The organism is Actinoplanes sp. NPDC051537, from assembly GCF_055586105.1.
In genome coordinates this window covers 208,216-228,748 of the sequence record NZ_JBVJIU010000005.1, presented here as the reverse complement: position 1 = coordinate 228,748, position 20,533 = coordinate 208,216, and the positions used below count along the sequence as shown (strand labels likewise).

Below are 20,533 nucleotides of genomic sequence, written 5' to 3'. Positions count from 1 at the left end.
GGAAGGCGCGGGGCGGAAGGCGCGGGGCGGAAGGCGCGGGGCGGAAGGCGCGGGGCGGAAGGCGCGGGGCGGAAGGCGCGGGGCGGAAGGCGCGGGGCGGAAGGCGCGGGCGATTGCGGGCCGCAGCAGGCGGGGCGCGGGCGACTGCGGGCCGCAGCAGGCGGGGCGCGGGCGACTGCGGGCCGCAGCAGGCGGGGCGCGGGGCGGACAACCGCGAGGCGCGGGACAGGCGAAGATGGCGAGACGCGAGGAAGGGCGGTGATCGCGAGGTGCGAGTGGGAGAACTGAGCCGGCGCAGTGGGGTGCCGATCCCGACGATCAAGTTCTATCTGCGCGAAGGGCTGCTTCCGCCGGGCGTGGCCACCGCGGCCAACCAGGCCGACTACGACGAGGAGCATCTGCGGCGCCTCACGTTGATCCGGGCGCTCGTCGACGTCGGCGGGGTCTCGGTGGCGGGGGCTCGGGAGGTGGTCGCGGCGCTTCGGGCGTACGCCGATGATCCTCTTGAATTGCTCGGCTCGGCTCAGACGGCCGTGACCCCGAAGCACCGGCCCGATCGGGAAACGCCGGAGTGGGGAGCCGCCCGGGAGCGGGTGCTCGAGTTGATCGCCGAGCGTGGGTGGCTCGTGCCGATGGACAGCCCGCAGATCGACCTGGTCGCCGACGCCCTGTCCGCCGGTGGGGCGCTCGGTGTGGGCGAGTTGTTCGAGCAGCTCGGGGAGTACGCGGAGTCCGCCGACCGGCTGGCCGCCGTCGAGGTGCGGGCCGTGCTCGACCGGCCCGACCCGGCGAGCCGGATGGAGCTGGTCGTGCTCGGGACCGTGCTGGGCGAGGCCCTGTTCAACGCGTTGCGCATGCTCGCGCACCAGCACGAGAGCGCCCGTCAGCTCGGCCTGGGTGAGAATCCGGAAATCCCTTAGGAGCAGAACGGTTGCGGACGATCACTGAGGTGTAGCTCGCAAGGGGCGAGGCGCGTCGGGGGGCGTTCCGTTATGCAGGGCATGAAGATGATCACCGCAATCGCGGCCGCGGCGGCTTCGGCGGCAACCGTCATGACCGGGGCCGCGCAGCCCGCATCGGCGGCGGTCGCCACGGCCGGCGCCGCCAAGCCCGCATCGGCGAGCACGCCGGCCCCAAGCGCGACCACCGCCCGACAAATCGCTTATGTTCGGTCGGGCGAGATCTACGTGAGCAGCGGCGCCAAGGAAACCAGGCTGACCACGGGCGGCGGCCACTCCCGGCCGCGCTGGTCGCCGGACGGCAAGCGGATCGCCTACCTCGCCGGCGCCCAACTGTGGACCATGAACGCCGACGGGACGAGCCCGAAGCGGCTCACCACCCGCGCGGCCGGCGGCCCGTCCTGGTCACCGGACGGCAAGTGGATCGCCTTCGCCTCGCTGTCCTGCACGGGCGGTCCGGGCGTCTACCGGGTCGCGGCGACGAAAGCGACAACACCCGAGGTGCTCTTCCCCCGGGACTGCCGCGGCGAGGACCTTCCGCCCGAGCCGGTCGCCACCGCCGCCCGGACCGGGTCGCTGACCGACCGGCTGCGCGCCGACGACGCCGTCGCCTGGTCGCCGGACGGCGCGAAGATCGCGTTCCGGGGCGGGGACTGCGAGTCGGTCTACGACTCCTGCCTGACGGTCGGCACGGTCACCTCGGGAGGCGAGCAGACCGTCGCCGCGTACGGCGGAGGAAGTCTCGAAACGCAGGGCTTCGCCGTCGTGCCGAGCTGGCGCGGGGACGGCGCCCGCCTGGCCTGGACCGCCTACCAGCAGGGCGAGACCACCGCCGACAACCAGCCCGTCCACGTGGTCGAGCTCGACCCGGCGACGGGCGTCAAGCGTACGGTCGGGGCCGCCCAGGACCGTGAGATGACCTACCTGGACGCCACCCACGGGGTCGTCACCAGCCAGTACCGCGGCGGCTCCTGGGTCACGGTGGTCGGCCTGACCGACGGGAAGCGCCAGCCGTTCCACTCCGGCTCACAGCCGAGCGTCCGCCCCACCCGCTAAGTCGCTTCTCCCCCGTGCCGAACAGGAAACTAGACCAGCGATGGGGGAAAACGCCGATGACTGTCTCCGGCCTGGGCTCCGCGCACACCCCGCGCCTGCCCGTCGCCACGCCGCACCGCACGCCGCGCGCGGACCGGAACGAGCGCAACGACCTCGACCACCTCACCGCCGCCGACCGGGAGCTGATCTTCCAGGCGACCGGGCAGCGGGTCGGGCGCGATGCGACGAACTCGTTCGCGGCGGCCCTCGCGGCCGAGCGGGCGGCGGGACACCTGACGACCGGTCAGCCGGTCACCGCGGTCTATCTCAAGGATCTCCATCGCCGGTACGAGCGAGCGGGCGGCCCGAACCCGCTGGCGCAACACCTCGACAAGGCCCTGGACTACCTGTCCCGCAGCGGCCCCCGGCGGATCGACGTGAGCGCCTAATACTCTTGAGCGGTTATGACCGAGACCGCTGAGCACCGGCCGATCCGCAGCTTCCACCCGCGCCGGGGCCGGATGGGCGCCCGCACCGCCGACGCGCATGCCGCCCTCTGGCCACGGTTCGGCCTCACCGTGCCCGACGGCGACCGCACGCCCCTCGATCTGCCGGCTCTCTTCGGCCGCGAGGCGCCGGTGGTGCTGGAGATCGGCTTCGGCATGGGCGACACCACGGCCGCGATGGCGGCGGCCGATCCGGGGCGAAACTATCTGGGCGTCGAGGTGCACACGCCGGGCATCGCCAACCTGCTGGCGCACCTTCAAGATCAAGGCCTGGCCAACGTACGCGTCGCCCGAGCCGACGCGATGGAGCTGCTCCACAAGATCGCCCCCGGCTCGCTCGACGCCGTGCACGTCTTCTTCCCGGACCCGTGGCCGAAGGCCCGCCACCACAAGCGCCGCCTGATCCGCCCGGAGAACGTGGCCCTGTTGCGCGAGCGCCTCCGCCCGGGCGGCGTGCTGCACTGCGCCACGGACTGGCCGCACTACGCCGAGGCGATGGCGGAGACGCTGGACGCCGACCCGGGCCTGATCCGCGCCGGCGCGAACCGGCCGGCCGCGGAGGCAGCGCCGGGCGCGGAGGCAGCGCCGGGCGCGGAGGCAGCGCCGGGCGCGGAGGCAGCGCCGGGCGCGGAGGCAGCGCCGGGCGCGGAGACGGCCGGCGGCGAGGGCTGGGCGGACCGGGCCGGGCGGCCCGAGACGAAGTTCGAGCGACGCGGCGTCGCGGCCGGGCGGCCCATCGCGGATTTGCGGTATCTACGCCGCTTCTGACCGGGTATCTCCCGTACGCTGAAGGCCGGAGGTAGGCCATGCGGCGAAATGACCCCGGCCCGGATGCGGCCCGGGCGTGGGGCTCCCTCGCTACGGTCGAGGGCGGGGCCGACGGGCGGCCGGGCGTGCTCGAGCAGGGCCTGCTCGCCGGCGCGGCCGAGCTGCATCGCGGCGTGCTCACCAGCGGGGCCGCCGATCAGCTCGCCGCCCTCGTCGCCCGGGCCGCGCACGCGCCGGCCGGGCTCATCCACTTCGTGCAGCACGGGCGGCTGCGGCTCTACGGCGGCTGGGGCATGGCCGGCTCCTGGGACGAGATCGCCGACGCCCCGGTCGAGGAGTCGCTCGCCGGCATCGTGCTGCGCACGGACGCGCCGATCCTGGTCACCGATCTCTCCGCCGACGACCGGGTGCCGGCCGGGCAGGCGGGGGCCTATCTCGGTCATCCCGTACGCGATCAGCACGGCGCCGTCCTCGGCATCTGTTGCGCCCGCGACCGCCGGCCGCGCGAGTGGTCGGGCGACGAGGTGGCCGCCGTCGCCGAGGCCGCGCAGGTCTGCACCCTGCTGATCACCGAGCAGCAGGCCCGGCACGAGATCGACCAGCAGCGCCGCTTCCTCGACGCGGTGCTCGACAGCCTGCACGACGGGGTCACCGCCTGCGACGCGGACGGCAAGGTCGTCTTCGTGAACGAGCGGATGCGGGCCATGTGGGGCGAGGCCGGCCTGCCCGGCGACGCGCTGCCCGACGACGGGCTCACCGACGCCGGCGGCCGGCCGCTGGCCCGCGACGACCTCGGGCTGTTCCGGGCGCTGCGCGGCGACCACCTCCGCGACGAGGAGGTGATCCTGCACGGGCCCGACCGGCGCACCCGGCACTACCTGGTCGACGCCCACCCGATCACCGGGCCCGACGGGCACACGGTCGGCGCCGTCCAGGCCGTGCAGGACGTGACCCGCCGCCGCCGGGTCGAGCGGTTCCGCACCTGCGAGCTCGCGGTCACCACGGCGCTGGCCGAGGCGCCGAGCATCGAGGCCGCCGGGCCGCGCGTGCTCGAGGCCGTGGTCGGCACCCTCGACTGGGTGCACGCCGAGCTCTGGCTGGTGGACGACGCCGCCGGGGTGGTGCGCTCGGCGGCCCGGTGGAGCGCGCCCGGCCGGCAGGCCGACATCGACGTGCCGGTCGACCTGCCGTTCGGGCAGGGTCTCGCGGGCCGGGCCTGGCAGGTGGGCAAGCCGCTGTGGATCAGGGACGTGGGCCGGCCGCAGAGCCTGATCTCCGAGGAGACCGCCCAGAGTTCCCGCCTGCACGCGGCGCTGGCCGTGCCCGTACGGGAAGGATTCGAGACCTTGGGTGTTCTGACCGTCTTCGCCGACACGGTCGAGGATCCCGAGGACGAGCTGCTGGCCCTGATGAGCGGGATCGCGGCGCACATCGGCCAGTTCGTCGAGCGGCGCATGGTCGACGATCTCCAACGGCAGCTGGACCGGTCGAAGAACGAGTATCTCGCCCTGATCGGGCACGAGCTGCGCACGCCGCTGACGTCGATCAGCGCGTACACCGAGCTGCTCCGCGAGGCCGACGAGCAGACGCTGGTCGCCGAGGGGCCGCGCCTGCTCGAGGTGATCGACCGCAACACCAACCAGCTGCGGTACATCATCAACGAGCTGATGGAGCTCTCGGCGCTGGACGCGGGCCACGCCGACATCCAGCTCGCGCCGATGGACCTGGCCGAGGTGGTACGCGACTCGCTCGCCAAGGCGCGGGCGGCGGTGTACGGCGACGCGCTCGTCATCTCCGACGAGCTGCCCGAGCACCTGGTGCTGCCCGGTGACCGCAAGCGGCTGCGCCAGGTCGTCGACAACCTGCTCGGCAACGCGGTCAAGTACAGCCCGGACGGCGGCCACATCGGAGTGACGCTGAAGGCCGCGGGCCGGGCCGCCGAGCTCGCCGTCTCCGACACCGGCCTGGGTGTCTCGACCGACGAGCGGGAGAAGATGTTCACCGGGCTCTACCGGACGAGCCGGGCCCGGGACAAGGCGATCCCCGGCACCGGGCTCGGCCTCACGCTGAGCCGGGCGGTGGTCACCCGGCATCACGGCAGCATCGAGCTGGTCGATCACGAGGGCGCCGGCACGACCGTGCTCGTCCGGCTGCCGATGGATGCTCGTTGACCATCATCACCTAGCGGACAAGTATGGAGTCCATGACTCGGTGGACTCCCGATCCGACGTTCTATCCCTCTCCCACGGCCGCCGCGAGCGCGCCCGCGGAGCAGCTGGCCTACATCGCGGCCTTCGACCGGTCGGCCCAGCAGCCGGACGCGATCGCCGTCGTCGACACCGATCCGGCCTCCGACGCGTACGGCCGCGTGGTGGGTTGGACCTCGCTCCCGCACACCGGCGATGAGCTGCACCACTTCGGGTGGAACGCGTGCAGCAGCGCGCTGTGCCCGACCGCGCCGCACCCGCACGTCGAACGGCGCTACCTGATCGTGCCGGGCCTGCGGTCGTCGAACATCTATGTGCTCGACACGAAGGACGATCCGCGCGCGCCGAAGCTGGTCAAGGAGATCCCGGCGGCCGAGCTGGCGGCCAAGGCGGACTACTCGCGGCCGCACACCATCCACTGCGGACCCGACGGGATCTACGTGTCGGCGCTGGGCTCCGGTTCCGGCGACGGCGGGCCGGGCGGCATCGCGGTCCTCGATCACACCGATTTCACCGTACGAGGTCAGTGGGAGTCCGATCGCGGGGACCAGTTCCTGGCGTACGACTTCTGGTGGCACCTCACCCGCGATGTGCTGGTGACCTCGGAGTGGGGCACGCCGTCCATGATCGAGGATGGCGTTAACCCCGATCTGCTGCTGGGCCGCAAGTACGGGCACCGGATCCACTTCTGGGATCTCGCCAAGAGGACCCTCGTCCAGTCCGTCGACCTCGGCGACCAGTATCAGATGACCTTGGAATTGCGGCCGGCGCACAATCCCACCGCCGAGTGGGGATTTGTCGGCGTCGTCGTGAGTGTCGAGGATTTATCGGCATCGGTGTGGATTTGGCACCGTGCTTCCGGCGGCGACTTCGCGGTCACGAAGGTGATCGACATTCCGGCCGAGCCCGCCGACGTGGCCGCCCTGCCGCCCGCGTTGCAGCCGTTCGGGGCGGTGCCGCCGCTGGTCACCGACATCGACCTGTCCGTCGACGACAAGACGCTCTACGTGTCCTGCTGGGGCACCGGCGAGCTGAAGAAGTACGACGTCACCGACCCCTTCCACCCGGTCGAGACGGGCTCGATCCACCTCGGGGGCGTCGTACGCCGTACGCCGCATCCGTCGTTCCCGGACGAGCGGCTGGCCGGCGGCCCGCAGATGGTCGAGGTCTCCCGCGACGGCAAGCGCGTCTACGTCACCAACTCGCTGTACGGCTCGTGGGACGACCAGTTCTACCCGGACGGCGTCGGCGCGTGGCTCGCGAAGATCGACGCCGACGCGTTCACCCTGGACCCGCGCTTCTTCCCGCACGGCGACGAGTTCCGGGGCCTGCGCGTGCACCAGACCCGGTTGCAGGGCGGCGACGCCAGCTCCGACTCGTACTGCTTCCCGTGACCTGGCTGGCGCTGATCGCGCTGGGCGCCTTCCACGGCCTCAACCCGGCGATGGGCTGGCTGTTCGCCGTGGCCCGCGGCATGCAGGAGGGTTCCCGCCGCCTGCTGTTCCGCTCGCTGCCCCCGATCGCCGCCGGCCACCTGGCCTCGGTGGCGATCGTGGCGGCGGTGATCTCGGCGACCGCGTCGGTGGTGGCCGCCAACGTGGTCGGCATCGTGGGCGGCCTGATCCTGGTCGCCTTCGGCCTGTGGCGGCTGCTGTCCGAGCGGCACTTCCGCTGGGCCGGCATGCGCCTGTCGACCCCGCAGCTGGCGTCCTGGAGCTTCCTGATGTCCTCGGCTCACGGCGCCGGCCTGATGCTGGTGCCGGTGCTGACCACCACGGCGGTCGCCGGGAGTCTCGGCCACCACCACATGACCGGCGGCGCGGCCCAGCCGAGCACCGCCGTGCTCGGCGGCCTGGTCGCGGCGGGCGTGCACACCCTGGCGATGTTCACGGTGATGGCCACGTGCGCGCTGCTGGTCTACGAGTTCGTCGGCGTCAACATCCTGCGCAAGGCCTGGTTCAACATGGACAAAGTCTGGGCCGGGGTGATGGTCGGCGCGGGGGCGCTGACGATCGCGCTGACCGCCTGACCGTCATTGCAGCGCGGCCGGAACGTACGGCGCCAGCGGCCCCCAGTCGACGACGGATGCCGGGGCGCGGGTCGCGCCGTCGAACGTCAGGCGGCCGCCACGGATCTTCGCATCGGTGAACGCGACCTCGCCGTCGAACTTCGCGTCCTCGAACGAGACCGTGCTGTTGTCGAACACGGCCTTCGTGAACGGCACTTCGGTCGTGAACGTGACCGCGGTGAACGAGAGGTTGGTCCGGCGGAATACGACTCGGTGGAACAGGAACGGCTCGCCGGCGAATGTCGCGCCGTGAAAGCTCACATTGCCGCCCTCGAACACGGCTCCGGTCAGCTCGCCGGAGTCGAAGAAGGCGCCGGCGAACCGGAAGCGATATCCCCGCCAGGACACCCCCGACCACTCGTCGCGGAGGTGGTTGCGGATCTCCCGGATGATCGCCCGGCGGACCTCGGCGTTGCCGCTCGGGGGTGCGGATGCCGTGTAGGGCAGGCGCAGATATCCGCACAGCGTGTCGATGCACTGCTGGCGGCCGCCGGGCCACTCGTCGGCGAGCTGGGCCAGAGCGGCGACCGCTCCTAGTCGGACCGCGCATTCCGCGTTGCCGATCAGCTCCGCGGCCTTGGCGAAGCGGTCGGCGAACGCCTTGGTCTCCTCCCAGTAGGCGGCCACGTCCTCGTTGCGCTGCTTGCGGTAGCCGGCGGTCGGCACCACGATCGCGCCGACGCCGCCGACCACGGTCGGCACGATCTTCATGGCGTCGAGGCGCTCGGCGACGGTGCGGGTGGCGAGGGGGTGGGGCGCGGCGGCGTACGGGAAAGGTCGGGCCGGGCGAGCATCAGCCACACGACGAACGCCGCCACCCCCGCGGCAAGCAAGCCGCACTTTTATCCCAGTTCGCTCCCCGCGCACAAGGCGGGCTCGGGCTCGTCGGCCGCCGGGAGGTCGCGCATTGTTCGCAGCGGTGAGAAGACCGCCCACAGGACGCCGAGCAGGGCGCCGACCGTGGCGACCCACAGGGCCGGGCGGACCCCGATCGCCGCGCCCAGCCAGCCGCCGAGGACGGCGCCGACCGGGCGGATGCCGTAGTTGACCGTGCGCTGGAAGCCGGAGACCACGGACAGCTTGCTCACCGGGGTGGCCGCCGTCTGGATCGAGCCGGCCGCGATGTCGAGCAGCATGACGCCGAGCGCCGCGACGAACTCGGCGGCGAACAGCATGGCCAGCACCACGCGGGTGGGCCCGGCGGCGAGCGGCACCAGGATCAGCGGGGCGGGGAAGACGATCAGGCCGAGGATCAGCGCCGGGCCGATGCCGAGGCGGCGGCTCACCGGGCCGGCCACGACGGCGCCGAGCAGGCCGCCGACCGCGCCGGCGCCGATGATGACGCCGAGCGTGCCCGGCGAGACGTGCAGGGACGTCGTCACGTAGAGCACGAAGAGCGCGGCGAACACGTAGTTGAACAGGTTGAGCGTCGTCGCGCCGAGCAGGATCGCGCGCAGCACCGGCGAGCGCAGCACGAACCGCATCCCGGCCGCCATGCCCGCCGCCTCGTCGTGCACGACCGGTCGTTCGGCAATCCGCATGCGCCGCAGGAAGGCCGCCGACCCCAGGAACGTGACCACGTCGACGAGCAGGGCGAACGGCGCCGTGAAGATCTGCACGAGCAGGCCGCCGACGCTCGGGCCGGCCACGAACGACATCGCCCGGCTGCCGTTGACCAGGCTGTTGGCCCGCACGTAGTCGGGCCGCTCGACCAGCGACGCGAACAGGCTGCTGTGCGCCACCTCGAACAGCACCGACAGCGTCCCGACGCCGAACGCCACCAGGTACAGCGCGGTCAAGGTCAGTGCGTCGGCCCACCACAGCACCGGCACGGTGACCAGCAGCGCGGCCCGCCCGAGGTCGGCGACGATCATCATGCGCCGCTTGTGCGGACGGCGGTCGACCCAGGCGCCGGCCGGCAGCGAGAAGAACAGGTTCGGCAGCAGCGCGGCCGCCGTCAGGTAGCCCATCTGCGCCGGCCCGGCGCCGATCGCCAGCACCGCGAGCAGCGGCATGGCGAGCACCGTGACCTGGTCGCCGAAGAGCGACACGGTCTGCGCCGACCAGTAGCGGCGGAACGCCGGCCGGGCCAGGAGCGACTCAGTCACGGGGCACCGCCATGGTGATGAGCTGCACCGGACGCGCCCCCTCGGACCGCGCGGCCGGATCGGCGTAGCGCGCCACGAGGGCCTCGATCTGCTCGTTGAGCGCGGTCAGCTCGTCGGCGGTGACGTGCACGAGGTAGTCGCTGAACCCGGCGGCCCGCCGCCACTCGACCGGCTGGTCGCCGCGGACGGCGAGGTATTCCTGCGCCCGCTGCACGTAGATGCCGAGCACGACGTGGTTGAGCTGGTCGGTGGCGGCCCGCACGGCGGGGTCGTCGGAGTCGTCGCTCCACGACGTCTGCTGCGCGGTGGCCTGCCAGGGCCGCTCCCGCCCGTCGGCCGCGGGCGCCCGCTCGACGAGGCCGTACTTCGCGAGCTGCCGCAGGTGGAACGAGCAGTTGGGAACGTTGTCGTCGAGCCGCGCCGCCGCCTGGGTGGCGGTCATCGGCCCCTCGCTGCGCAGGAGGCCGATCAGCCGCATGCGCAACGGATGAGCGTAGGCCCGGAGCGCCCGGGCGTCGGTCAGCTTGATGTCCCGCATATGCTAGAGGTTACTTTAGAAAGATATCTCTAGCAATTCGGGCCGGAAGTCCTCAGCTTCGGCCTCGCGCTGCCGATGCGCCGACCGTGACCGCACCGCGCGAGCATTCCCGCTGGGTGGCCGCCGCCGTGTTCGCCGCCGCGGCCGCCGGCACCTACGCCATCACCCGGAAAGGCCGCCGTCCGGCGCGAGCCGTCGTCGCCCCACCGGCGGCCGTCCCGGCAAAGGAGGACCCGGCAAAGGAAGACCCGGCAAAGGAAGAACAGCCCAGGGAAACGGCAATATCCTGGATCGCCCTGGTCTCGGTGGCCGCCGTGGCGGCGGCGGGCGGCGTCGTCGCCACCCTCACCTACCAGTCCGCACACCGCCCCGCACGAACCGTCGCGGAACCCGTCCTGGCCCTCGCCACGACGCGACCGGCAACGTGGGCGCCGACGGCGTGGCCGACGGTGGCGGCATGGCCGACGGCGACCTCGAGCCCGGCGGCGGCCGGCCCCGGCGGCATCCTCCCGCTCGACGGCACCGTCATCCTTCCGCGCGACAACGGCGACCGGATGCAGGTGTCCCTCGGGCGGGTGGAGGACCCGGAGCTGTCGAGCTTCCCCGAGCTCGACCCGGCCGAGGGCAACCGCCTGATCTCGATCTGGGTGCGCGTCAGCAACACCGGCACGACGCCGTTCCCCGACAACGTCGAGAAGAGCCGGGCCTGGGTCATCGACGACGCCGGCCACTCGTACGAGCGCGACGCGACGATGAGCGCCGCGATGCAGGCCTTTCCCGTCTACCCGCTCGACCCGCGATCGGAGGTCTCCCGGCCGATGGTGTTCGAGGTGAAGACGTCGGCCCGGCTGACCCGCTTCCGGCTCGGCGACTGGCCCGGGGTCAGCTCCCAGTCCCAGGACTGGGAGCTGACCTAGGCGCCACTAACGGGTGGGATGGACCACGCCGGCCGTGCCGCCGCCGCGGCGAACCGGCTCGGAGGTGGCGATGATGCCGCCGTGCGACGTGAACTCCATGGCGGTCGCCGCCCCCAGCTCGGCCATGTCCGGCCCGAACGAATGCCCGAGGGCGGTCAGCGCCGGACCATAGGTCGCATGGAACGCGGGTTCGGCCTGGATGCCGGCCGAGTTCCGCTGGGACGCGCGCGGCGCCGCCATCGCCGCCGGCAGGGGCATGCCGAGAACGAGGCGGTTGACCAGGATCTGCAGGACCGTCGTGATGATCGAGGCGCCGCCGGGCGAGCCCAGAGCAAGGAACGGCCGGCCGTGTTTGAGCACGATCGTCGGGGCCATGGAGCTGCGCGGGCGCTTGCCGGGCCCGGGCAGGTTGGGGTCGGGGGCGGTGCCCTGGGTCGGGGCGAAGTTGAAGTCGGTCAGCTCGTTGTTGAGCATGAAGCCGCGACCGGGGACGACGATGCCGTTGCCGCCGAACTGCTCGAGCGTGAAGGTCCACTCGACGACGTTGCCCCAGCGATCGGAGACCGTGATGTTCGTCGTGCTCAGGCCGTTGTCGGGGGTGAGCGTCGCCGGGGCCGGCGTGCAACCCGAGGCGTTGATGTCGCCGGGGGCGACGGGCTTCGCGAGCGCCGCCGTCGGGGAGATCTGGCAGGCGCGCTGACCGGCCCAGCGGTCCGAGATCAACTTCTTGAGGACATCATTCGGCGTGTACGCGCCGACGTAGCGCCCCCGGTCGGCGAAGGCGAGCGCCGAGGCTTCCAGGTACGTGTGCAGCACCTGGGTGGTGTCGGAGGCGGACGGATCGACGTTCTCGAGGATGTTCAGCGCCTCGCCCACGGCCGTGCCGCCGCTCGACGGGGTGGACATGCCGTAGACCTTCAGGCCCCGGAAGTCGGAGACGGTCGGGTCGGGGCGCCGCACCCGGTACGACGAGAGGTCGTCCATGGTCAGGACGCCGGGCCGGATCGGGTAGGCCCAGCTGCCGACCGGATCGGCCGAGACCGGCGGGTGCTGGACCGTCTTGACCAGGTCGGCGCCGATCGGACCGCGGTAGAACGAGCCGATGCCCTGGGCCGCGATCTGGCGATAGGTCGCCGCCAGGTCGGGGTTGCGCTGGATCGAGCCGAGCGCGGGCGGGGCGCCGCCGGGCAGGTAGAGCGCCTTGGTCGAGTCGAACTGCCCGAACGCGGCCAGGTTGTCGTTGATCTGCTGACGGAACTGCGCGTCGACGACGAAGCCGCGGTCGGCGACCTTGGCCGCCGGGCGCAACAGCGAGGACAGCGAGCGCGTCCCCCACTGTCGCAGCGCGGTGTCCCAGGTGGCGAGCGAGCCGGGCACGCCGGTGGACAGGCCGCTGACCCGGGCCTCCTGGAAGTCGTACGGCAGGCCGTCGGCCGGGTCGATGAAGTACGTCGGCGTCATCGACGCCGGCCCGGTCTCGCGGCCGTCGATGGTCGAGACCCGGTGGTGCTTGGCGTCGTAGTAGACGAGGAACCCGCCGCTGGCGGGGCCGGCCACGAACGGCTCGGTGACGCCGAGGGTGGCCGCGGTCGCGACGGCGGCGTCGATCGCGTTGCCCCCGTGGCGCAACACGTCGAGCCCGGCCGCGGTGGCGGTGGCGTCGACGGTCGCGACGGCGCCGCCGTAGCCGGTGGCGGTCGGGCCCGGCGACACCCCGTGGGCGGAGGCGGGCGCCGCGATGAAGACGGTGGACAGGGACGCTACTGCTAGTACCGGCAAGATCCGCATCGATCCTCCGAAGTAGGCAGACGAAGAACTGGGCAAAGGTGCCCGTCTATCCCTGCCTACCAGAATGTGCGGCCCACGTCTCGAACATGGCGGCATATCGTCCACCGGCCGCGATGAGCTCGGCGTGCGAACCCGACTCGACGATGCCGTGGTCGTCCACCACGATGATCCGGTCCGCCCGCATCGCGGTGGAGAGCCGGTGCGCGACCAGGATCGCGGTGCGGCCCTCCAGCAGCGCGTCGAGCGCCGCCTCCACGCGCAGCTCCGAGCGCAGGTCGAGGCTGGACGTCGCCTCGTCGAGCACAACGACCCGCGGCTCGGCCAGAAACGCCCGGGCCAGGGCGAGCAGCTGCCGCTCCCCCGAGGAGACCGACTGGCCGCGCTCGTGCAGCGGCGTGTCGAGGCCTTCGGGCGCGCGCTCGACCAGGTCCCGCAGCCCGACCGAGTCGACGGCCGCCCAGACCTCCTCGTCGGTCGCGGCGGGCCGGGCGAAGGCGATGTTGTCCCGGAGCGTGCCGGCGAACAGGAACGGCTCCTGCGGGACGACCCCGATCTGGGTCCGCAGCGAAGCCAGGGTCACGTCGCGGAGGTCGTACCCGTCAATCGTGATTCGCCCGGAATCGGGATCGTAGAAGCGCGTCACGAGTTTGGCCAGCGTCGACTTGCCGGCGCCGGTCGGCCCCACGCAAGCCACGGTCTCACCCGGTGCGATCCGCAGCGATAGATGCGATAAAACGGGACGTGAAGGCAGATATCCGAACGTCACGTCGTCGAAGACGATCTCCCCCGCGACCGGCGGCATGACGACGGCCGTGGGTGGCTGCCGCACCGACGGAGCCGTCTCCAACAAGGAGCGGATCTTGCCGATCGCCGCCTTGGCCTGCTGGTACTGGGTGTAGAGCTGCACCAGCTGCTGCACCGGCTGGAAGAAGGCGTTGATGTAGAGGACGAAGGCGGTCAGCTCGCCGATCGTCAGCTCGCCCCGCAACACCATCCGCCCGCCGACCAGCAGCAGGATCGCCATCGCGATCAGCCCGATCACCGACGTGCCCGGCCCGTAGATCGCGTTGATCCGCCCGGTCCAGTCGTTGGCGTCGCGATAGTCCCCGACCACCGAGCGGTGCGCCACCACGTTGCGCTCCTGCCGGTTGTGCGCGGTCACGACCCGCACGCCGTTCAGGCTCTCGGCGAGGTCGGCGAACATGGCGGCGATGGTGTCGCGCTGCCGGTTGTAGCCACGGTCCGCGGCGTACCGGAACCAGAGCGACGCGGCCGTGAGCGGCGGCACCACCAGCACCAGCGTGATGATCGCCAGCTCGACGTCGTAGTGGAACAGGACCCCGGTGACGACGACCATGGTCAGCGCCTGGATCAGGAACTGGGCGAAACCGTCCTGGAGCAGGTTCTGCAGCGACTCCACGTCGGAGGTCATCCGGGTCATCGTGACGCCGGCCTTCTCCCGCGTGTAGTAGTCGAGGGACATCCGCTGGAGGTGCGCGAAGATCCGGATGCGCAGGTCCCGCGTGGCCGAGGCGGCGAGCGTGCCGCTCTTGCGCATGCGGATCGCGGTGGCCACGCCGGTGAGCAGCACGGCCGCCACGAAGCAGATCGTCGCGATCACCAGCACCCGCAGGTCGCGTTCGGTGATGCCGTGGTCGATGCCGACCTGCACCAGGTACGGCCCGGCCTGCAGCAACAGCGTCTCGACCAGGATCGCCAGCGAGGCCGCGACCAGCAGCCCCGGCCGCCGGATCAGCAGCCGGCCGAGCGAGATCCGCCCGCCCGAGTCGGCCACCGGGTCGAAGGGCGCGTGCGGATCGCCGTGGTCCGGCTCCTTCGCCTCGAGCTTCGCGACGCCGGCCGCGAGATCTTCCGGGATGCCGGCGAACGGCAGCCCGTTGCCCTTGCGCCCGGCCGCGCCCATGGTCGGGCGGCCACCCACGGCGAAGCCGCCGAAGCCGCCCCCGAACATGCTCATGCGGTCACCTCCTGGGACGCCAGGATCTCGGCGTAGCGGGGTTCGCCGGCCAGCAGCGAGGCGTGCGTGCCGTCGGCGATCACCCGGCCGCCGGCCATCAGCACGACCCGGTCGGCCAGGCTGATCGTGGAGAGGCGGTGGGCCACGATCAGCGTCGTCCGGCCCTGCATCCGCTCCCGCAACGAGCCGTGGATCCGCTGCTCGACGCCGACGTCGATGGCGCTGGTCGCGTCGTCGAGCACCAGCACGGGCGGGTCGACCAGCAGCGCGCGGGCGATCGCGATCCGCTGCCGCTGCCCGCCGGAGAGCGTGTAGCCGCGCTCGCCGACGACCGTCTCGTAGCCGTCCGGGAGCTCGAGGATGAACTCGTCGGCCCCGGCGGCGACCGCGGCGTCGATCACCTCCCGGCGGGTGGCGTCGGGTCGCCCGTACGCGATGTTGTCGTGGATCGAGAGCGAGAACAGGAAGGGCTCGTCGGGCACGATGCCGACCTGCTCCCGCAGCGCCGACAGCTTGATCCGCCGCACGTCGAGGCCGTCGATGGTGACGCGGCCGCCGGTGACGTCGTAGAAGCGCGCGGCGAGCCGGCCGAGCGTCGACTTGCCCGATCCGGTGCCACCGACCACGGCCACCGTCTCCCCCGCCCGCAGCGTCAGGTCCAGGTGGTCGAGGGCGACGGTTCCATTGGGGTACGCGAAGGAGACGTCGTCGAACACGAGGTTCCCGCGCAGGGGCCGTTCGATCGGGTCCGCGTCGTCGACCACCTCGCTCGGCGTGTCGAGGATCTCGTAGATGCGCCGCGCCGACGCCGACGCCCGCTGCCCCATCATGATCATCATGCCGAGCATGCGGAACGGCGGCTGGAGCATCAGCACGTACGAGTTGAAGGCCACGATCGTGCCGACGGTGGTGTGCCCATTGATCACCATCAGGCCGCCGACCAGCAGCACCAGCGCCAGCCCGAGCCGCGGCAGGTTGTCCAGCAGCGGGTTCCACCGGCTGCGGATGCGCGCGTCCTGCCGGTACGCCCAGCGGATGCGGTCGGCGCTCTCGGCCAGCGACCGCAGCTGGCGCCCCTCGGCCGCGAACGCCTTGACGATCCGCACGCCCTGGATGTTCTCGTCGACGACGGTGGCGAGCTGGGCCAGCCGGGCCTGGATCATCCAGGAGACCGGGAAGATCGCCTTGCGCATGCTGACGCCGAGCACCCCGATGATCGGCATGGTCACCATGGCCACGATCGCGAGCGGCACGTTGATCGACAGCATCAGGATGAACGCGACCACCGCGATCAGGCACTGCACGAGGATCGACGGGCCGAACGAGAGGTACATCTGCACGGCCCGGATGTCGGAGCCGGAGCGGGACATCAGCTCGCCCGACTGCACCCGGTCGTAGAAGCCGAACGGCATCCGCACCAGGTGGGCGTAGACGATGTTGCGCAGGTCGTACTCCATCTCGTACGCCGTGCGCAGCAGGTAGAGCCGGGCCAGATAGTTGATGAAGCCCTGGACCAGGGCGAGCGCGATGATCGCCCAGACGTACTTGGTGAGGCCGCCGGCCCGGTCGACGATCGCGTCGTCGATGCCGATCCGGACGAGGTTGGGGATCTGCACCTGCACGACGAGGCCGACGAACGACAGCACGAGCGAGGTGATCAGCAGCCCGCGGTGGGCCTTGACGAGCGGCAGCGCGCGACGCAGCCAGCTCTTGCGAACATCGGGATCGATGGACGCCTTGGGCGCGCGGCGGCTCAAGGGCGCCTCCCTGTTGGTGCGAGGGGGATGGGGGCCGGAGGTATTTAGCTTAGCTAACGATAGCCTCCGCCTCCCGGCGCGCGGGAGTGACGCGGGCCACCAGCGCCGTGGCGCCGAGTGCGAGCACCTGGCAGCCCGCGACCCCGAGCAGCAGGACGACGGGCCCGCCCGGCGCGGCGAGGCCGGCCACTGCCGCGCCCAGAGCCGCGCCGGTCACCTTGAGCCCGGCGCCGAGCGTGAAGACCTGGGTGCGCAGGTTCGGTGGCGCGGCCCGGCCGCGCACCGAGAAGACCGCTACGGCCAGCGGTGCGCCCAGCGCCCCGGCGATCGCGACCAGGACGAGCGCCGGCCACCCGCCGGGCGCGGCGGCCAGCAGCAGGAACACCGCCGCGGTGCCGGCCACGCAGAGCAGCACGACCGCGACCGGCGACCGGCGCCGGCCGGGAAACGCCGTGGTCAGCAACGATCCGGCAAGCCCGCCCGCGGCGGCGACCGACAGGAGGAGGCCGGTGTACCGGGTGTCGCCCGCCCGCGCCGCCAGCAGGGCGGCCACCACCGGCAGCGCGCCCACGCCGACCTGGTTCAGCACCGACCCGGCGGTGACCGCGCCCAGCTCCCGGTCGCTCCGCATGATCCGCAGCGCGGCCGTCGGGCGCGGCTGTTCGGTCGCGGGCGGGCGGCTTCGCAGCGGCAGCGAGGCGACCAGCAGGCCGCCCAGCACCGCGAGACCGCTCAGCGCGACCACCGCCCAGGTCGCGCCCGCCGCGGCCGCGATCACGGCGGCCAGGGCCGGCCCCGCGATCCCGGCGATGCTGTAGGTGGTCACGTCGAGGCCGAACGCGCGCTCGAGGCGATCCCCGGCGAGCTCGCCGAGCAGGCTGGTCAGGCCGCCGATCAGCAGCGGCGCGCAGCAGCCGGCGGCCAGCAGCGCCACGCCGGCCAGGACGGTGAAGCGCCCGACGAGCAGGCCGGCGGCCACGAGTAGCGCCGCATACCCGAGGAAGACGCCGAGGTAGAGCGCCCGGCGCCGGCGGGCCACGTCGGCGAGGCCGCCGATCGCCGGCGCGGCCAGCACGTGCGGGACCATGAGCGCCGCGACGAGGAGGCCGCCGGCGCCGGCCCGGCCGGTGCGCTCGATCGCCAGCAGCAGGATCGCGACCCGCGCGCCCTCGTCGGCGAGCCGGGCGCAGACGGCCGCGGCGGCGTAACGACTCAGAACGAGCATGGGGGGTTACTACCCCGATCAGCCCACTCCGAACGGGCTCGGCTCGATGGCCGGGCAACTCGTGCCGGCCGGGGTGCGTTTCAGGGCGATGAGGTACGCGTCGGCGGTCGCGGCCACGCAGGGGCTGCGGTTGTAGACGACGTGTCCCCAGCCCTCGTAGGTGACCAGGTCGGCGACCGGGCTGAGCTGGTGGGCCACCCGCTGCGCCCAGACGTAGGCGGTGGCCGGGTCGTGCTTGGAGCCGATCAGCAGCATCGGCGGCGACCCGGGCGGCACCACCAGCGGACGCTGCGGGTTGGCCGGCGCCACGGGCCAGCCCAGGCAGCCGACGGTGGCGGCGAGCGCCAGCGGCGAGGCCTTCATCTGCGGCGCGCGCTCGGCCAGGATGTCGAGGCGGCGGCGCAGGTCGCGGAAGCCGGTGATCGGCAGGTACCAGTCCGAGCAGATCACGGCCGGGAAGCTGTGGTCGGTGATGTCGACCGAGGGCGGCGGGGCGGTCTTCGGGGCCGGGAGGCCGGCCGCGTCCTTGAGGTAGTACGCGAACGAGTACCACTGCGGCTCGTAGAAGGCGGCGAAGGCGGCCTCGGCCAGGTCGGCGACGTTCAGCTTCTCGGCCTTGTCGTACGGGTTCCGCAGCGTCCCGGCGTTCGCGCGGGCGACCAGCGCGGCCCACAGCGCGGGGAGGTTCCGGCCGCGCAGCACGCATTTCTCGTCGCGGGCGCACCACTTGACGAACTCGTCGAACGAGTCCTGGGCGGCGTCGGTCTCCTGGATCAGGAACGTGGCGAGGCCGGCGCTGTGGTCCATCACGCCGTCCAGCACCAGCGCGCGCAGCCGTTGCGGGTACGTCTCGGCGTACTGCTCGCCGATCAGGGAACCGTACGACGCGCCGTAGAAGCTGATCTTCTGTTCGCCGAGCGCGACCCGCACCGCGTCGACGTCGCGGACCACGCTGAGCGTGTCGACGTGGCCGAAGACCGGGCCCGACCGGGACGCGCAGTCGGCGGCCAGCCGGCGGTTGTAGTCGATCACGCCGTTGTACGCGCGCTCGCTCTCGACCAGCGGGTTCGGCTTGGCGTCGACCAGGTCCTGCGAGCACAGCACCGGGCTGCTGCGACCCACGCCCCGCGGGTCCATCCCGACGATGTCGAAGTGCTTGCGCAGCTCGGCGCTGAAGAAGGTGTTCGAGTCGAACGTGAAGTCCACGGCGGACCCGCCCGGCCCGCCCGGGTTGACCAGCAACGCGCCGAGCCGCTGCTTGGGGTCGGTGGCCGGGCGCCGGGCGATGGTGAGGATGACCGTCGGGCCGTACGGGTTGGCCCAGTCGGCCGGGACCCGCATCGTGCCGCACTGCACCGTCGCGTCCTCGGGACACGTCGCCCAGAGGATCGCCGGTGGGGTGGCGTCTCTCGCGCGGGCGGGCGGCACAGCGTACGTCAGGAGAAGCAGGACCGTGACCGCCAAAGCTCGCACCGCGCCATCTTCGAATGATCCATGATCACCTGTCCCCGGAACCGGTGAAGTTCGCCGGGCCGTGGCACGGTTGACCGATGACCACCGCCGCACGCACGCGCCTGCTCGTCGCCGCGACCGGAGCGGCGCTGCTGACCGCCTGCTCGTCGAACGAACCCTCGTCGCCGCCGCGCGCCGAGGCGACCGTGCCGTCGGTGGCCGCCACCTCCGCCCCCGCCGGCTCCTCGGCACCGTCCCGTCCCGGCGCGCCCGATCTCGGCAAGCCGCAGGTCATCGTGTCGAGCCTCGAGGTGCCGTGGGGCCTGGCGTTCCTGCCGGACGGGAGCGCGCTGGTCAGCGAGCGCGACAAGGGCGACATCCTGCGCATCCCGGTCGGCGGCGGCGATCCGCAGAAGGTCTATCACGTCGACGGCGCGCGCAGCGGGGGCGAGGGCGGCCTGCTCGGCCTGGCCGTCGACCCGGAGTACAAGACCAACAAGATGGTGTACGCGTTCTACACCGCCGAGAACGACAACCGGATCGCCAAGTTCACCCTCGACGACCCGACACCGAAGGTGATCTTCGAGGGGATCACCCGGGGCGGGCGGCACAACGGCGGGCGGCTCGCGTTCGGGCCGGACCGGATGCTCTACGTCGGCACCGGCGACGCCAGCGAGGGCGACCAGTCGCAGGACCCGAAGGACGTGAACGGCAAGATCCTGCGGCTCACCCCGGACGGCAAGCCGGCGCCGGGCAACCCGACCCCGGGCTCGCCGGTCTGGACCATGGGCCACCGCAACGTGCAGGGGCTGGCCTGGGACGCGAGCGGGAAGATGTACGGCATCGAGTTCGGCCAGGACACCTGGGACGAGGTGAACGTCATCCAGCCGGGCAAGAACTACGGCTGGCCGGTCGTCGAGGGCAAGGCCGGCAACGCCAAGTACGTCGACCCGATCGTGCAGTGGCACACCGATGACGCCTCGCCGTCGGGGGCGGCGATCGCGGGCGGCACGCTCTACGTGGCGGCGCTCAAGGGCGAGCGGTTGTGGACGGTGCCGCTCGGCGGCGGCGAGCCCAAGGCCTACCTCGAGGGGAAGTACGGGCGGCTGCGCACCGCGGCGATCGCGCCCGACGGCGCATTGTGGGTGATGACGTCGAACCGGGACGGGCGGGGGGACCCGGTCGGCGACGACGACCGCATCATCCGGTTCGCCGCCTCGTAGAAAC

General features: G+C 72.3%; 17 protein-coding genes. 9 read left to right on the top strand and 8 right to left on the bottom strand.

Annotated features, from left to right (window positions below; translation table 11 throughout):
• The first annotated feature begins 269 nt into the window (after nt 1–269).
• The 7 genes from ACZ6TB_RS13605 (at nt 270) to ACZ6TB_RS13575 (ending at nt 7,504) form a co-directional block, all read left to right on the top strand.
• Nucleotides 270–920, top strand: a complete 651-nt coding sequence (locus tag ACZ6TB_RS13605; RefSeq protein WP_465554039.1) for a MerR family transcriptional regulator — start codon at nt 270–272, stop codon at nt 918–920.
• A gap of 81 nt (nt 921–1,001) precedes the next feature.
• A complete protein-coding gene (locus tag ACZ6TB_RS13600) occupies nt 1,002–2,015 on the top strand; it encodes a hypothetical protein (RefSeq protein WP_465554037.1) in 1,014 nt (337 codons plus the stop codon).
• A gap of 56 nt (nt 2,016–2,071) precedes the next feature.
• On the top strand, nt 2,072–2,443 hold the full coding sequence (locus ACZ6TB_RS13595; protein ID WP_465554035.1) for a hypothetical protein: 372 nt from the start codon (nt 2,072–2,074) through the stop codon (nt 2,441–2,443).
• Nucleotides 2,444–2,458: 15 nt separating this feature from the next.
• The gene (gene trmB, locus ACZ6TB_RS13590) at nt 2,459–3,268 is read left to right on the top strand and encodes a tRNA (guanosine(46)-N7)-methyltransferase TrmB (RefSeq protein WP_465554033.1); all 810 of its coding nucleotides are present in this window, start codon (nt 2,459–2,461) and stop codon (nt 3,266–3,268) included.
• Nucleotides 3,269–3,306: 38 nt separating this feature from the next.
• Entirely contained in the window at nt 3,307–5,439 is a 2,133-nt protein-coding gene (locus tag ACZ6TB_RS13585; protein ID WP_465554031.1) for an ATP-binding protein, read from the top strand.
• A gap of 32 nt (nt 5,440–5,471) precedes the next feature.
• A complete protein-coding gene (locus ACZ6TB_RS13580) occupies nt 5,472–6,869 on the top strand; it encodes a selenium-binding protein SBP56-related protein (RefSeq protein WP_465554029.1) in 1,398 nt (465 codons plus the stop codon).
• Nucleotides 6,866–7,504: a hypothetical protein gene (locus ACZ6TB_RS13575; RefSeq protein WP_465554027.1), complete on the top strand. Its 639-nt coding sequence runs from the start codon at nt 6,866–6,868 to the stop codon at nt 7,502–7,504. The genes ACZ6TB_RS13580 and ACZ6TB_RS13575 overlap by 4 nt, the downstream gene beginning before the upstream one ends.
• Before the next feature lie 3 nt (nt 7,505–7,507).
• Here ACZ6TB_RS13575 and ACZ6TB_RS13570 read toward each other — a convergent pair whose 3' ends face one another.
• From ACZ6TB_RS13570 to ACZ6TB_RS13560, 3 genes are read right to left on the bottom strand one after another with little or no spacing between them, the layout of a single operon-like run.
• Nucleotides 7,508–8,344, bottom strand: coding sequence for a pentapeptide repeat-containing protein (locus ACZ6TB_RS13570; RefSeq protein ID WP_465554025.1), 837 nt, complete (start codon nt 8,342–8,344; stop codon nt 7,508–7,510).
• A 41-nt stretch (nt 8,345–8,385) separates the two neighbouring features.
• Complete coding sequence (locus ACZ6TB_RS13565; RefSeq protein ID WP_465554023.1) at nt 8,386–9,651, bottom strand: MFS transporter; 1,266 nt, start codon at nt 9,649–9,651, stop codon at nt 8,386–8,388.
• Nucleotides 9,644–10,189 (bottom strand): winged helix-turn-helix domain-containing protein, encoded by a 546-nt coding sequence (locus tag ACZ6TB_RS13560; protein ID WP_465554021.1) that lies wholly within the window; start codon nt 10,187–10,189, stop codon nt 9,644–9,646. Before ACZ6TB_RS13560 ends, ACZ6TB_RS13565 begins: the two co-directional genes overlap by 8 nt.
• Nucleotides 10,190–10,275: 86 nt before the next feature.
• On the opposite strand from ACZ6TB_RS13560, the gene ACZ6TB_RS13555 reads away from it, so the two are divergent.
• On the top strand, nt 10,276–11,106 hold the full coding sequence (locus tag ACZ6TB_RS13555) for a hypothetical protein (RefSeq protein ID WP_465554019.1): 831 nt from the start codon (nt 10,276–10,278) through the stop codon (nt 11,104–11,106).
• A 6-nt stretch (nt 11,107–11,112) separates the two neighbouring features.
• On the opposite strand, the gene ACZ6TB_RS13550 is transcribed toward ACZ6TB_RS13555, so the two are convergent.
• The 5 genes from ACZ6TB_RS13550 to ACZ6TB_RS13530 are packed head-to-tail and all read right to left on the bottom strand — an operon-like array spanning nt 11,113 to nt 19,327.
• A complete protein-coding gene (locus tag ACZ6TB_RS13550; RefSeq protein ID WP_465554017.1) occupies nt 11,113–12,894 on the bottom strand; it encodes a gamma-glutamyltransferase family protein in 1,782 nt (593 codons plus the stop codon).
• 46 nt (nt 12,895–12,940) lie between these two features.
• A complete protein-coding gene (locus ACZ6TB_RS13545) occupies nt 12,941–14,872 on the bottom strand; it encodes an ABC transporter ATP-binding protein (protein ID WP_465554015.1) in 1,932 nt (643 codons plus the stop codon).
• Nucleotides 14,869–16,629, bottom strand: coding sequence for an ABC transporter ATP-binding protein (locus ACZ6TB_RS13540; protein ID WP_465554013.1), 1,761 nt, complete (start codon nt 16,627–16,629; stop codon nt 14,869–14,871). The genes ACZ6TB_RS13545 and ACZ6TB_RS13540 overlap by 4 nt, the downstream gene beginning before the upstream one ends.
• A 49-nt stretch (nt 16,630–16,678) precedes the next feature.
• Nucleotides 16,679–17,854 carry an MFS transporter gene (locus ACZ6TB_RS13535; RefSeq protein WP_465554011.1) on the bottom strand — a complete coding sequence of 392 codons (1,176 nt, stop codon included), beginning with the start codon at nt 17,852–17,854 and terminating at the stop codon, nt 16,679–16,681.
• An 18-nt stretch (nt 17,855–17,872) separates the two neighbouring features.
• Nucleotides 17,873–19,327 (bottom strand): alpha/beta hydrolase, encoded by a 1,455-nt coding sequence (locus tag ACZ6TB_RS13530; protein WP_465554009.1) that lies wholly within the window; start codon nt 19,325–19,327, stop codon nt 17,873–17,875.
• Between the two features lie 77 nt (nt 19,328–19,404).
• Here ACZ6TB_RS13530 and ACZ6TB_RS13525 point away from each other — a divergent pair, with 77 nt between their 5' ends.
• A complete protein-coding gene (locus ACZ6TB_RS13525) occupies nt 19,405–20,529 on the top strand; it encodes a PQQ-dependent sugar dehydrogenase (protein ID WP_465554007.1) in 1,125 nt (374 codons plus the stop codon).
• The last annotated feature ends 4 nt before the right edge of the window (nt 20,530–20,533 follow it).